General features: G+C 62.1%; 8 protein-coding genes. 3 read left to right on the top strand and 5 right to left on the bottom strand.

The genetic code is table 11. The annotated features are described in order from the left end of the window. The first annotated feature begins 280 nt into the window (after positions 1-280). Positions 281-2,431 carry an ATP-binding protein gene (locus QUG01_RS18120; protein ID WP_500831302.1) on the top strand — a complete coding sequence of 717 codons (2,151 nt, stop codon included), beginning with the start codon at positions 281-283 and terminating at the stop codon, positions 2,429-2,431. On the opposite strand, the gene QUG01_RS18125 is transcribed toward QUG01_RS18120, so the two are convergent. From QUG01_RS18125 to QUG01_RS18140, 4 genes are all read right to left on the bottom strand, one after another. Continuing rightward, positions 2,424-3,413 (bottom strand): GlxA family transcriptional regulator, encoded by a 990-nt coding sequence (locus tag QUG01_RS18125; RefSeq protein ID WP_500831303.1) that lies wholly within the window; start codon positions 3,411-3,413, stop codon positions 2,424-2,426. The genes QUG01_RS18120 and QUG01_RS18125 overlap by 8 nt on opposite strands. A 120-nt stretch (positions 3,414-3,533) precedes the next feature. After that, positions 3,534-4,265 carry an ABC transporter permease gene (locus QUG01_RS18130; RefSeq protein WP_500831304.1) on the bottom strand — a complete coding sequence of 244 codons (732 nt, stop codon included), beginning with the start codon at positions 4,263-4,265 and terminating at the stop codon, positions 3,534-3,536. Further along, positions 4,262-4,951 carry an ABC transporter permease gene (locus QUG01_RS18135; protein ID WP_500831305.1) on the bottom strand — a complete coding sequence of 230 codons (690 nt, stop codon included), beginning with the start codon at positions 4,949-4,951 and terminating at the stop codon, positions 4,262-4,264. The genes QUG01_RS18130 and QUG01_RS18135 overlap by 4 nt, the downstream gene beginning before the upstream one ends. Positions 4,952-5,016: 65 nt before the next feature. After that, positions 5,017-5,781 (bottom strand): ABC transporter substrate-binding protein, encoded by a 765-nt coding sequence (locus QUG01_RS18140; RefSeq protein WP_103317000.1) that lies wholly within the window; start codon positions 5,779-5,781, stop codon positions 5,017-5,019. Between the two features lie 478 nt (positions 5,782-6,259). Between QUG01_RS18140 and QUG01_RS18145 the strand changes: the two genes are divergently transcribed. Both QUG01_RS18145 and QUG01_RS18150 read left to right on the top strand, forming a co-directional pair. Then, entirely contained in the window at positions 6,260-11,071 is a 4,812-nt protein-coding gene (locus QUG01_RS18145) for an NAD-glutamate dehydrogenase (RefSeq protein WP_500831306.1), read from the top strand. Between the two features lie 221 nt (positions 11,072-11,292). After that, a complete protein-coding gene (locus tag QUG01_RS18150; protein WP_500831307.1) occupies positions 11,293-13,002 on the top strand; it encodes a bifunctional metallophosphatase/5'-nucleotidase in 1,710 nt (569 codons plus the stop codon). Positions 13,003-13,071: 69 nt separating this feature from the next. On the opposite strand, the gene dut is transcribed toward QUG01_RS18150, so the two are convergent. After that, the gene (gene dut, locus QUG01_RS18155) at positions 13,072-13,524 is read right to left on the bottom strand and encodes a dUTP diphosphatase (RefSeq protein WP_500831308.1); all 453 of its coding nucleotides are present in this window, start codon (positions 13,522-13,524) and stop codon (positions 13,072-13,074) included. Positions 13,525-13,558: the final 34 nt, after the last annotated feature.

A 13,558-nucleotide genomic window follows, 5' to 3' on the forward strand; every position in this document is an offset into this window, starting at 1 on the left:
AGCTCACACGAGCTGGGCTTTGTGCTTTGCGCCGGCGAAACGCCGCCCCAACCCGCCCCGACAGTCCCTGCCGGGGCTTTGCTGTTGATGCGGGTCTGATTGGCGCAGGAGGGGTGCCCGTATTGTCGGTTGGAGTCGCGTTGCGAATATGGCGGCTTTTTGTGAAAATGCCCGGCGAATGTTTTATGCAAAGCATATCATTCATGATGTCATGTGAATTTCGGGGCGGGTCTTGAGTAAATTCAAAGGTCGCGAGTGGCTTCTGTTTGGCGCGCTCTGGTTGCTTAGCAGTTTGTGGGTATTGGCCCAGTGGGGAAGCGGGGAGTACCGCCGTCTGCAGGACAGTTTCGAGCAAGCGGCTCACCAAGCCTATGCGGGCGTCGCACGCAGGCTTGACCAGAACGAGTCCGTGCTGTCTGCGATCAATGCTCTGCTCATTTCTCATGAGCAGTTGGACGCGCCTGCGCTCAGCGCCTTTGCGCGGGAAATGTTGCCGCGCTATCAGCAGTTGTACGCCATCCAGTTCCTGCAGAATGTCACGCAAGACGCGCGCCCTGAGTTTTTGCGCAGCATGGGGGAGCGGTTTGGGGAAACTTTCTACATCCGCGATTACGGCGCGGAGGGTAAGCGCAATTGGCAGCCTGCTCCGGTCAGGCCGCAGGCGCTAATCGTATCCATGATCGAGCCGGATCTGCCGGCATTCAGCCCGGTCTACGGTTATGACATGCTGGGCGATCCGCATTTTTCGGCTGAGTTGAAACGGGCGGTGACAAGCGGACAGAAGGTTTCGTCGCGTCCTTTCGAGTTGTATGACGGCGGCGGCCGCGCCTACCTATTGATGCAGTCTTTGTATCGCGAGTCGGCGGGAGAGGCGCGGCAGGGCCGCGGCCGCGATCTGGCCGGCGTGGTGGCCTTGGTGGTGTTTTGCGACCGCTTGCTGCAGCTGCCTGAAGACCAGGCTTTGCCTACCGGCTTGGACTTGTCCTTGTTGCCGCGGGACGGCCGTGCGGGGAGCGAGCCGCTTTACCAGCGCTTGCATCGGGATGGGGATCATGATTGGTGGCCCAAGATAACGCGCTTGACGCTGCGTTTGCCGCTGAACAGCGAAGCGCAGCCTTTTGTTCTGGGCGTTGAGCAGGATATTCGCCTCAATGATCTGGCGCTGCTGCCGCTGTTGCTCAGAGAGGTGTTCATTGCCTTGCTGTTGTCCGCTGCGGCGCTGATTTACTCCCAGCGCGTCGCCTTGCGCCGAGAGCGCAGCCAGGCCGATGAGGAGCTGTTCCTGCAGAGCGAGCGCGCGTCTGTGACCTTGAATGCGATACATGATGGCGTGGTGATTCTGAGGCAGGATCGTCGGATTGAGATGGCTAACCCCATGGCGCTGCAACTGGTGGAGATGCCTGCCGATGAGGTGCTTGGCCTGCCATGCCATGAAGTATTCCGCTTGATGGGCGAGTTGGCTGCGGAGTTTTCCGAGGATCCCATCAGCGAGTGTTTTCGTACCGGGCAGGCAGTGGAGTTGGCGGAGCGCATGCAGCTGACCACGGCGCGCGGCAAGGTGCATTCGGTGGAGGGCGGCATCGCGCCGTTGATGTCGCGGGATGGGGTGCAGATAGGCGTGGTGTGCGCGCTGCGCGATATGGGGCCGCTGCGGCAAAGGACCGCGGCAGCGCTGGAGGCCAGCGAAACCCGGGTCAAGGAGCACCTGGAAAAGCTGTCGCACGTGGCGCGGCTGCATACCATGGGCGAGATGGCGTCCGGCATCGCCCATGAGCTGAATCAGCCATTGACGGCGATCTCCAACTACTGCCAGGCCGCCATCCAATTGCTGGATGGTGTGGAGGATGCGCCGCCGCAAGTCAATTCCGCTTTGAAGCTGGCGGTGGCGCAGGCTGGGCGCGCCGGTGAAATCATCAAGCGGCTGCGCGCGCTGGTCAGCAAGCGCGCCATCGAGACGCGGCTGATCGACATCAATCAAGTCGTGGGCAACTGCATGTTTCTGGCGGAGTACGATCTGCGCGATCGCGGCATTGAAGTGGTTCAGTTGCTGTCGGGCTATTCGATCCCGGTGATGGCGGACAGCATCCAGCTGGAGCAGGTGGTGTTGAACCTGCTGTCCAATGCCATGGATGCCTTGAAAGACGAGCCGGCCTTGAAACGCCATGTCATCGTCCACACCCGCCGCGAAGGCAAGAAGGGCATTCTGGAGGTGCGGGATACCGGGCGCGGCATTACGCCGGACTTGCTGGAAGTGCTGTTCCACCCGTTCTTTTCGACCAAGCCGCACGGCATGGGCTTGGGCTTGTCGATCTGCCAGACCATAGTCGAACAATACGGCGGCTTGATCTCGGCGGAAAATATCCCGGCCAGCGGCGCCTGCTTCCGCATCGAGCTGCCGTTGGCCTTGCAGGCCGAGCGCCAGCTCAGCTAGCGCGGTTGCCGATCTGAGTGCGTTGCGCGCGCTCTTCGCGCGGCGTGATGTTGAAATGGTTGCGATAGGTGCTGGAGAAGTGCGGCCCGCTGGAGAAGCCGCAAGCCAGCCCGATCTGCACGATGGATTTGCTGGTTTGCAGCAGCAATTGGCGCGCTCGGCTCAAACGCAGCTCCAGATAGTATTTGGACGGCACGGTGCCCAGGTATTGCTTGAACAGCCGCTCCAATTGGCGTCGGGAGACGCCGACATAGTAGGCGATGTCGTCGGTGGACAGCGGTTCTTCGATATTGGCTTCCATCAGGCTGACCGCCTCGGTCAGCTTGGGCTGGCTGCCGCCGATGCGGGTGGCCAGCGGAATGCGTTGGCGTTCGTTGCCGGGCCGGATGCGTTCCATGCTGAAAAGCTCGGACAACTGGGCGATGAACTCATGCCCCTGTTGCCTGCCAACCAGGTCCAGCATGAAATCAAAGGTAGCGGCCCCGCCGGCGCAGCTGAGGCAGCGTCCCTCGCTTTCGTACAGATTGGACGTCACGATCACATCGGGAAACTCTTCGGTCAGCCGCGCGATTTCACGCCAGTGTATCGTGGCGCGCCGCCCAGCCAGAAGGCCCGCCCGTGCCAGCCAATAGCTGCCGCAGCCAATGCCGGCCAGCGTCATCTTGTCGGCGTTGATGCTGGACATGCCCTTGCTCAGTTCGTCCAACGCGAAATCGCTGCCGATCTCGTCGGCCAGGATCACCAGATAGTCCAGTTTCGGCGCGTACGACAGCGGCAGGTCCACCGCCAGCTTGATGCCGTTGGAGAGCTGCACTTGGCCCCCGTCCAGCGATAGCAGCAGGGTTTCGTAAAGCTTTTTCTCCGCGAGCAGATTGGCGTGGTTGAGCACCTCGGAGGCGCTGGCGAAATCAGCCATCGAGGCGTGGGGAAGCAGCAAGAAGCCGAAGCGCAATGGTTTGGCGGTTTGAGGCGTGTGAGCCATGTCTGAGGGCAGGTAAGGTTGGCAAAAATACCGCCATGTCAGGGAGCCTGGCATGGCGGCTTGTCTTGCTTGCATTGTACGATTTATTTCAAATGCCGGGCAGCAATTGTCACCAGCGGCTTATTGCTTTCTCGGTCGCAGAAAAGCCAGATAGCGCCGCTCCGCGCGCTTCATCAGCCAGACCAGGGCAAAGGTCAGCGCCAGGTAGATCACGGCTGCGGTGAAAAACGGCTCGAACGGCATATAGCTTTCGCTGTAGATGCGGCGCGCCACGCCGGTCAGGTCGGCCAGCGTCACCAGGCCGGCGATGGCGGTGCTCTGCAGCATCATGATCACCTCATTGCTGTAGGCGGGCAGCGCGCGCCGCAGCGCCGACGGCAACACAATGCGCCGCAGCATCAGCCACTGGCTCATGCCGACCGAGCGCGCGGCTTCGATTTCGCCCCAATGGGTATTGCGGATCTGGCCGGCGATGATTTCCGTGGTATAGGCCGCGGTGTTCAGCGTAAAGGCCAGGATGGCGCAGACATAGGCGTTTTGCAGGTATTGCCAGGTCCAGCTGTCGCGTATCCAGTCGAACTGCGCCAGGCCGTAATAGATGATGAACAGCTGCACCAACAGCGGCGTGCCGCGGAAGACGTAGCCGAACAGCCAGACGGCGCCGGACAGCGCGCGGTTTTTCGCCGTGCGCGCCACGGCCAGCGGGATGGCCAGCATCAGGCCCAATAGCAGCGACAGGCCCAGCAGCTGCAGCGTCATGATCAGGCCGTCGGTCGACGACAGCATGGGGCCGCCGTCGCGCGCGCCGAAGAATTCCGGCAAGCGTTCGATAATCAGTTTCGGATCGATCACAGCCCGCTCTCCTTGGTGCCCATCGAGTAGCGTTTTTCTGTCCAGTGCAGCAGCAGATTGGACACGCCGGTAATGCAGAGGAACAGCGCGCCAACGACGATATAGACGTCGAACGGCTGCTGGGTGGCGGATTTGGCGGCGTCGGCCCGGTACATCACGTCATTGAGGCCGATGACGGATACCAGGGCGGTGGATTTGACCAGCACCAACCAGTTGTTGGAGAAGCTGGGCAGGGCGTAGCGCACCATCTGCGGCAACTGGATGCGGAAGAACACGCGCAGCGGTGACATCCCGTAAGCCAGGCCGGCTTCCATCTGGCCCTTGTGCACCGCCATCATCGCGCCGCGGAAGGTTTCGGTCATGTAGGCGCCGAAAATGAAGCCGAGGGTGGCGACGCCGGCGATGAAGGGGTCGATATCGGGCGCCTGCCAGCCGAAATGGCCGCAGATGTCGTTGAGCGCCATCTGCGCGCCGAAAAACAGCAGGAACATCCACACCAGGTCGGGAATGCCGCGCACCACGGTGGAGTAGCATTCCGCCAGCAGCGTCAAGGCGCGCGACGAGGTGGATTTGAACAGCGCGCCGATGAGGCCGAGCGCGACGGAAACGGCCAGCGCGGAGCCGGCCAGCTTCAGCGTCAGCGCCGTGCCTTCCAGGATGCTGGGAAGGTAACCTTGCAAAAACATGGGCAATCTCGGAAGAGGGGATTGCGGGAGCAGGCGCGCGGCGCGCGCCTGCCTGGGAGCGGGAATTAGCCGCCGTAGACGTCGAAGCTGAAGTACTTTTCCTCAACCTTCTTGTAGCTGCCGTCCTTGCGCACGGCCTCGATGGCCTTGTTCAGGCGGTCGAGTAGGGCCTTGTTGCCCTTCTTCACGGCAATGCCGGCGCCCAGGCCGAAGTACTTGACGTCGGAGTAGTTAGGGCCGACGAAGGCATAGCCCTTGCCTTGCGGCGTCTTCAGGAATTCGCCTTCGCCCACGGCGCCGTCCACGAACACGGCGTCGACGCGGCCGGACTTCAGGTCCAGGAAGGATTCAGGCGACTTGGCGTACGGCACGATGGTGGCGCCGTTCTTGCCCCAGAAGTCCTTGGCGAATTTTTCCTGGGTGGAGGCGCGCAGCACGCCGATTTTCTTGCCCTTGAAGCTGGCAGCGTCTACCTTGGTGCCATCCTTGGCCACCAGGCGGCTGGCGATGTTGTAGTACTTGCCGGTGAAGTCCACAGCCTTTTGGCGTTCCGGGGTGATCTGCATCGAGGAGATGATGGCGTCGAACTTGTTGGCGTTCAGCGCCGGGATCAGGCCGTCCCAGTCTTGCGGCACGATCTGGCAGGTGACTTTCATTTCCTTGCACAGCGCGTAGGCCATGTCGATGTCGAAGCCCTGCGGCTTGCCGTCGGCGCCTTGCTTGGAGAAGGGCGGGTAGTTGAGGTCGATGCCGAAGCGGACAGTTTCCGCTTGGGCGGACAGGGAGGCGATCAGGGCGAAGCTGGCGCTTGCAATCAGGGCTTTTTTCATGATGTTGCTTCTACTTCTCTTATTTTGGCCGTCGGCAGGCGCCTGCGCGACGACTGGCTTGTAAACCCCGCAGCGGAGCCGACGTTATTGTTCCGATCCGGGTCGTCTTGTCTTGCTGGCTGGCCTTTATCTGCCGCGCTTGTGAACAACAAGTGGCGGAATTGGTCAATCCCCATAAGCAAGTGCGCACATTCTACCTTACTTTTCCTAAAAAATGGAAATATCATAAAAATCAATAGGTTATGAATGTTTTTCCTGATTGGCTACAATGCGCGGTGCGATGGTCTTTGTGTAACTGGCCGTCGCTTTGCTGTAATGTATGGCCTGGATTTCCGGCCTGCTTATGCCCCCGTGTTGTTGCCGGCGGAATACGGCTTGCGCGTTTTATGTAAGCCGATGTCGCATTCAGGAAATCCGGTATGGGTGCCGCTATCTACAATGCCCCGACAACCTCCCTGCTCACAACAAGAGAAGCTAAATGTCGCTTACCAACAAGACTGAACTGGCCAGCCTGATCGCAGATATCCAGGCTGTAGCCGAGAGCAAGCTTTCTTCCCAGGAGACCCAACAACTCGCCGCCTTCTTCCCGAGCTACTTCGAAGAGACTGAACACGCCGACCTGCGGCAGTTCTCCTCGCTCGACCTGTTCGGTGCCGCAATGGCGCATTACGAGTTCGCCGGCAAACGCTCTGCCGGCCAGGTCAAGTGCCGCATCTACAACCCCGATTTCGAACGCGACGGCTGGCAAAGCACCCACACGGTGATCGAAGTGGTGAACGACGACATGCCGTTCCTGATCGACTCGATCACCATGCTGCTGTCGCGCTATAACCTCAATCTGCACCTGCTGGTGCATCCGGTGCTGTCGGTGGCCCGCGACAAGAGCGGCGTGATGAGCGCCGTGAAGCGCACCGAAGACCGCAGCCTGCCGCTGGAATCGTTCATCCACGTGCAGATCGACCGCATCAGCGACGCCGCGCTGCTGGCCAAGCTGGAAACTGAGTTGAAGCGCGTGCTGGCCGATATCCGCCTGGTGGTGCGCGACGAACCCAAGATGCGCGAAATGCTGGCCGGCATCAGCAAGGACTTGTCCAAGCTGAAGGGCGAACGCGCCGCCGAAGCCAATGAGGCCGTGGCCTTCCTGGAATGGATGGCCGAACGCAATTTCCTGTTCATGGGGTATTGCGACTACGACTTGGTCAAGCGCGACGGCAAGGACAGCCTGCGCATCGTCAAGGGCGCCGGTCTGGGCATCCTGCAGGACCAGGGCGATAAAGAATACTCCGCCAGCTTCGAACAGCTGCCCCAGGAATTGCGCGAACTGGCGCACCTGCCGCAGCTGATCATCCTGAACAAATCGCAAACCCGCTCCATCATCCACCGTCCGGCCTATGTCGACTTCGTCGGCATCAAGCGCTTCAACGACAAGGGCGAAGTGATAGGCGAACGCCGCTTCCTCGGCCTTTACACCGCCAGCGCCTATCAGACGTCGCCGAAGGACGTGCCCATCCTGCGCCAGAAGGTGGCCAGCGTGGTCAAGAGCTGCGACTTCGTCGATGACAGCTACAAGTCCAAGACGCTGGGCTTCGTGCTGGAAAGCTACCCGCGCGACGAGCTGTTCGAAATTCCGGCCGAAGTGCTCGGCCCGATTGCCGAGGGCATTGTCAGCCTGCAGGAACGTCCGCGCGTGCGTCTGTTCGTGCGCGCCGACCGCTACCATCGCTACGTCAGCTGCCTGGTCTATGTCCCGCGCGACAGCTTCAGCACCGAAGTGCGGCTGAAGATCGAAAAAGTGTTGATGAACGCCTTCGACGGCGCCAGCGCCGAGTTCAGCGTGCAGATCGGCGACGGCACCCTGGCCCGCGTCCACTACATCATCCGCACCAATGCGTCCAAGCTGCCGGAATTCCATGAGGGCGATATCGAAGCCGAAATCGCCCGCTTGGTGCGCGGCTGGGTGGAGGAGCTGCACCAGCAGCTGGTGGAGGCCTATGGCGAAGAGCGCGGCAACGGCTTGTTCAATCGCTACAAGGAAGGTTTCCCGGTGGCGTACCGCGAGGAATTCGCGGTGCGCAACGCCGTGCTGGACATCCAGCAACTGGAGGCGCTGAGCGCCGAGCAGCCGCTGGCCATGAAGCTGTACCGCCCGTTCCACCGCACCGGCGCCGCCTTCAATCTGAAGCTGTTCCGCGAGGCCGAACCGCTTGGCCTGTCCGCCAGCCTGCCGATTCTGGAGAACATGGGCGTCAAGGTGCGCGATGAGCACCCGTACTGCGTCAAGCGCGTCGATGGCAGCCTGGTGTGGATCAGCGACTTCGGCCTCGATGTCGGCGGCTTCGGCGAGCAGATGGCGCAAGACCAAGTGCAGCATGACTTCCAGGAGCTGCTGGCCCAGGTCTTTGCCAAGCGCTGCGAAAACGACGGTTTCAACCGTCTGGCGCTGGTGGCCGGCCTGGATTGGCGCGAAATCTCCCTGATCCGCGCGCTGGCCAAGTATCTGCGCCAGGGTGGCCTGACTTTCAGCCAAGCCTATATCGAGCAGTGCGTGGCCAACTACCCGGCCATCACCCGCAGCCTGGTGGAACTGTTCTACGCCCGTCTGGATCCGGCAGGCTTCGACGACGAGAAGGCCGAGCTGCTGCTGGCCGCCGTGCGCGGCATGCTGGACGGCGTGGCCAATCTGGACGAAGACCGCATCCTCAACGGCTTCCTGGCCGTGGTGCTGGCCACCCGCCGCACCAACTTCTGGCAGAAGGGCGCCGACGGCCAGTTCAAGTCCTACATCTCGTTCAAGTTGGAATCCAACCAGATCCCGTTCCTGCCGCAGCCGCGTCCGCTGTTTGAAATCTGGGTGTACAGCCCGCGCGTCGAAGGCGTGCACCTGCGCGGCTCCAAGGTGGCGCGCGGCGGCCTGCGCTGGTCTGACCGCATGGAAGACTTCCGCACCGAAGTGCTGGGCCTGGTCAAGGCGCAGATGGTGAAGAACTCGGTGATCGTGCCGATGGGCTCCAAGGGTGGTTTCGTCGGCAAGCAGTTGCCGGCGCCGAGCGAGCGCGAGGCCTTCTTGGCCGAGGGCATCGCCTGCTACAAGATCTTCATCTCCGCGCTGTTGGACGTGACGGACAATCTGGTGACCGGCCAGATCGTGCCGCCGAAGGACGTGCGCCGCCTGGACCCGGATGATCCGTACCTGGTGGTGGCGGCCGACAAGGGCACGGCCACCTTCTCCGACATCGCTAACGGCATTTCCGAAGCCTACGGCTTCTGGCTGGGCGACGCCTTCGCCTCCGGCGGCTCCGCCGGCTACGACCACAAGGGCATGGGCATCACCGCCCGCGGCGCGTGGGAATCGGTGAAGCGCCACTTCCGCCATCTGGGCATCAACACCCAGGAGCAGGATTTCACCGTGATCGGCATCGGCGACATGGCCGGCGACGTGTTCGGCAACGGCATGCTGCTGTCCGAGCACATCTGCCTGAATGCGGCGTTCAACCACCTGCACATCTTCCTGGATCCGACGCCGGACGCGAAGAAGAGCTTCGCCGAGCGCGCGCGCCTGTTCAACCTGCCGCGCTCCAGCTGGACCGATTACAACCGCGATCTGATCTCCAAGGGCGGCGGCATCTTCGAGCGCAGCGCCAAGTCCATCCCGCTGTCGCCGGAAGTGAAGGCGTGGCTGGAAACCGACAAGGACCACATGGCGCCGAACGAGCTGATCCATGAGATCCTCAAGGCCAAGATCGACCTGCTGTACAACGGCGGCATCGGCACCTACATCAAGGCGTCCACGCAGAGCCATGCCGACGCGCGCGACCGCGCCAATGACCCGGTGCGCGTCAACGGCAACCAGCTGCAGGCGCGCGTGGTGGCCGAAGGCGGCAACCTGACGTGCACCCAGCTGGGGCGCGTGGAGTTCGCGCTGGCCGGCGGCCGCATCGCCACCGACGCCATCGACAACTCGGCCGGCGTCGATTGCTCCGACCACGAGGTCAACATCAAGATTCTGCTGGGCGCGGTGATGCAGGCCGGCGACATGACGCTGAAGCAGCGCAATGAGTTGTTGGCTGAGATGACCGAGGAAGTGGGTCATCTGGTGTTGCGCAACAACATCCTGCAAACCCAGGTGCTGGCGATCAAGCGTCTGGAAGCGGCTTCCATGCTGTCCACCCATGCCCGCATGATCACGCACATGGAGAAGACCGGCGAACTGAACCGCGAGATCGAATACCTGCCGACGGAAACCCAGATCAACGAACGCCGCCTGGCCCGCCAGGGCCTGACCGTGCCGGAGATCGCGGTGCTGCTGGCCTATAGCAAGATTTCGCTGGATCAGGCCATCCTGGCCACCGATCTGCCGGACGACCGCGACTTCCTGCCGGTGCTGGTCAACTACTTCCCGAAACCGCTGCAGCAGCGCTTCGGCAAGCAGATGGAGCAGCATCAGCTGCGCCGCGAGATCATCTCCAACCAGCTGGCCAACCAGATCATCAACCGCATGGGCACCACTTTCGTGTTCCGCCTGCAGGAAGAGTCGCCGTTCTCCGCGGCCGACATCGCCCGCGCCTGGTGGATCGCCAACCGCGTGTTCGACGCGGAAAGCCTGTGGGGCCAGATCGAAGCGCTGGACAACAAGGTGCCGGCCGACCAGCAGATGCAGCTGATGGTGTTGGTGCGCACCCTGGTGGAGCGCGCGACGCGCTGGCTGCTGCGCAACAAGCGTCCGTTCGGTTCCGTCAACGCGGTGATCGAGCAGTATGCCGCCAAGGTGCAAGGCCTGCTGGCCCAGTTGCCCAAGCTGGTGCCGTCCGCGCAATATGCCGGCGTGGCCGAGCTGGAAGCCCGGATCGCCCATGCCAAGCTGCCGCAATCGCTGCAACAGGTACTGGCCCGTCTGGAGTACGCCGTGCCGCTGATGGACATCATCGAAATCAGCGACGGCAGCAAGCTGGCGCTGGAGCAGGTGGCGGCCAACTACTTCCAGCTGGGCCGCGCGCTGCAGCTGGATTGGCTGCGCGACGCCATCACCAGCCTGCCGCGCGACAACCGCTGGCAGTCGCTGGCCCGCTCGGCGCTGCGCGACGATCTGTACCGCGTGCACCGCGATCTGGCTCGCCAGGCGCTGCAGGATAGCGCCGCGGCGGTTGGCTTCGCCGATCAGTGGCTGGTCAAGCGCCAGGCAGCAGTGGAGGTTTGCGGCCAGATGTTCGCCGAGCTGCAGTCCTTCAGCGCGCTGGATCTGGCGATGCTGTCCGCCGGCATGCGCGAGCTGAACAACCACCTGCTGGCTTGACGCTTCCCCGTTCCGTCCCGGCTTGAGCCGGGATGCAGTCAAACGCCGCGAGCGAGCCTCGCGGCGTTTTATTTTGGTATTTTTGCAAAAATATGGAATTTCATGCCATTGTTTGGCGATTCTTGATTTAAATTTCATGCCAATTGTGTATGTTGACGGCCTGGCGCATGTCCGTGGCAGCGGCGCGCGCCGGATCACAACAAACACAATGGAGCATGGCAATGAAATTCATTCCGACGACCCTGTGCCTGAGCCTGGCTTTGGCGCTGGGCGGATGCATGTCCGATTCCTCTTCTTCCGTGAGCGGACGCCCTGGCGCAAGCAATAGTGAACAGTTGCCGGCCGCGGCGCCGGTGGCCGTCAAGATGGTCGCCATCAACGATTTCCATGGCAATCTGGAATCCCCCGGCACCTTGGCGCTGCCGGACCCGAAAGATCCGAGCAAGACGGTCAAGACACCCGCCGGCGGCGTCGATTACCTGGCGGCCTGGGTCAAGCAGCTGCGCGACAAATCGCCCAATACGGTGGTCGTGTCGGCCGGCGATCTGATCGGCGCCAGCCCCTTGGTGACCGGCATGTTCCATGACGAACCCACCATCGAAGCCATGAATTTGCTGGGCCTGGATATCAACGCCGTCGGCAATCATGAGTTCGATGACGGCCAGGACGAGTTGCTGCGCATGCAGAATGGCGGCTGCAAGCCTGGCGCGGGCGATACCACGTGCCAGAATGGCGGCAGTTTCGCCGGCGCCAAGTTCAAGTTCCTGGCGGCCAATGTGCAGAAGCCGGATGGCGGCACCCTGTTCCCGGCCTATGAAATCAAGAAATACGGCAATATCCCGGTGGCCTTCATCGGCATGACACTGAAAGGCACGCCTGACATCGTCTCGCCCACCGGCATCCAGGGGCTGAGCTTCAAGGACGAAGCCGACACCGTCAATGCGCTGATCCCCAAGCTGAAAGCCCAGGGTGTGGCGGCGGCCGTGGTGGTGGTGCATGAGGGCGGTTATCAGACCGGCACCTTCGACGATTGCAAGGGCATTTCCGGGCCCATCGTCGATATCGTCAAGAAGCTGGACAAGACGGTGGGGCTGGTGGTGACCGGCCATACGCATCAGGCCTACAACTGCGTCATCGATGACCGCCGCGTGACCAGCGCCAAGAATTACGGCCAGCTGTTCACCGAGATCGACTTCAAGCTGGACCCGGTGAGCAAAACCTTTGTTCCCGGCTCGATCCAGGCGGTGAACCGCCCGGTGACGCAGGACATCAAGCCGCTGGCCAATATCACCGACCTGGTGCAGTTTTACTTGAATCGTTCGGCGAAAAAGGCTGAAGAGGTGGTGGGCAAGCTGAGCGGCAGCCTGACTCGCAATGCCAATGCCGCCGGCGAAACGACCTTGGGAGACGTGATCGCCGACTCCCAGCTCGCTGCCGGCAGCAAGCAAGGCGCTGTGGTGGCCTTCATGAATCCGGGCGGCATCCGCGCCGACCTGGTGCCGGACGCCAATGGCAATGTCAGCTACAAGCAGATCTACACCGTGCAGCCGTTCGGCAACACCATGCTGACGATGAAGCTGACTGGCGAACAGATCGATCAGTTGCTGGAGCAGCAGTGGAGCGATCCGGCCAGGGGCAAGATGCTGCAGGTTTCGTCCGGCTTCAGCTACAGCTGGAGCAAGTCGTCCCCGGTGGGCAGCAAGGTGGACATCAAGAGCATCACCATCAATGGCAAGCCGATTGATGCCAAGGCCCGCTATACGGTGCAGGTCAACAACTTCATCGGCGGCGGCGGCGACGGCTTCACGGTGCTGGCGCAGGGCACCGACCGCGTGGTGGGCGACGTGGATGTGGACGTGATGCAGCGCTACTTGCAGTCCACGCCCCTGGTGGCGGTGCCCAAGCTGAATCGCATCAGCGTTTTGCCCTGATTGCCGGCAAAAAGAAACCCGGCGCAGGCATCTGCCCGCGCCGGGTTTTTATTTTCAGAATGGGCTGAATCAGCCGCGGCCGGTGCTGCCGAAGCCGCCGGCGCCGCGGTCGGAGGCGTCGAAGTCGTCCACGATATTGAAGCCCACCTGCACCACCGGCACGATCACCATCTGGGCGATGCGCTCCAGCGGCTCCAGGCGGAACGGCTCCTGGCCGCGGTTCCAGACCGAGACGAACATCTGGCCCTGATAGTCGGAATCGATCAGGCCCACCAGATTGCCCAGCACGATGCCGTGCTTGTGGCCCAGGCCGGAGCGCGGCAGCAGCATGGCGGCCAGGCCCGGATCGTTCAGGTGGATGGCGATGCCGGTGGGGATCAGCTTGGTTTCGCCCGGCTGGATGGTCATCGTCTCTTCGGTGGCGGCGCGCAGATCGAGGCCGGCCGAGCCGGAGGTGGCGTAGGCGGGCAGGTTGTCGCGCAGGCGCGCGTCCAGGATCTTGACGTCGATAACGGCTTGCATGGTGTTTCCTTGTGATGCGGGGCGGCCGGTAAGC

This window comes from Chromobacterium sp. CCUG 76385, assembly GCF_059916625.1.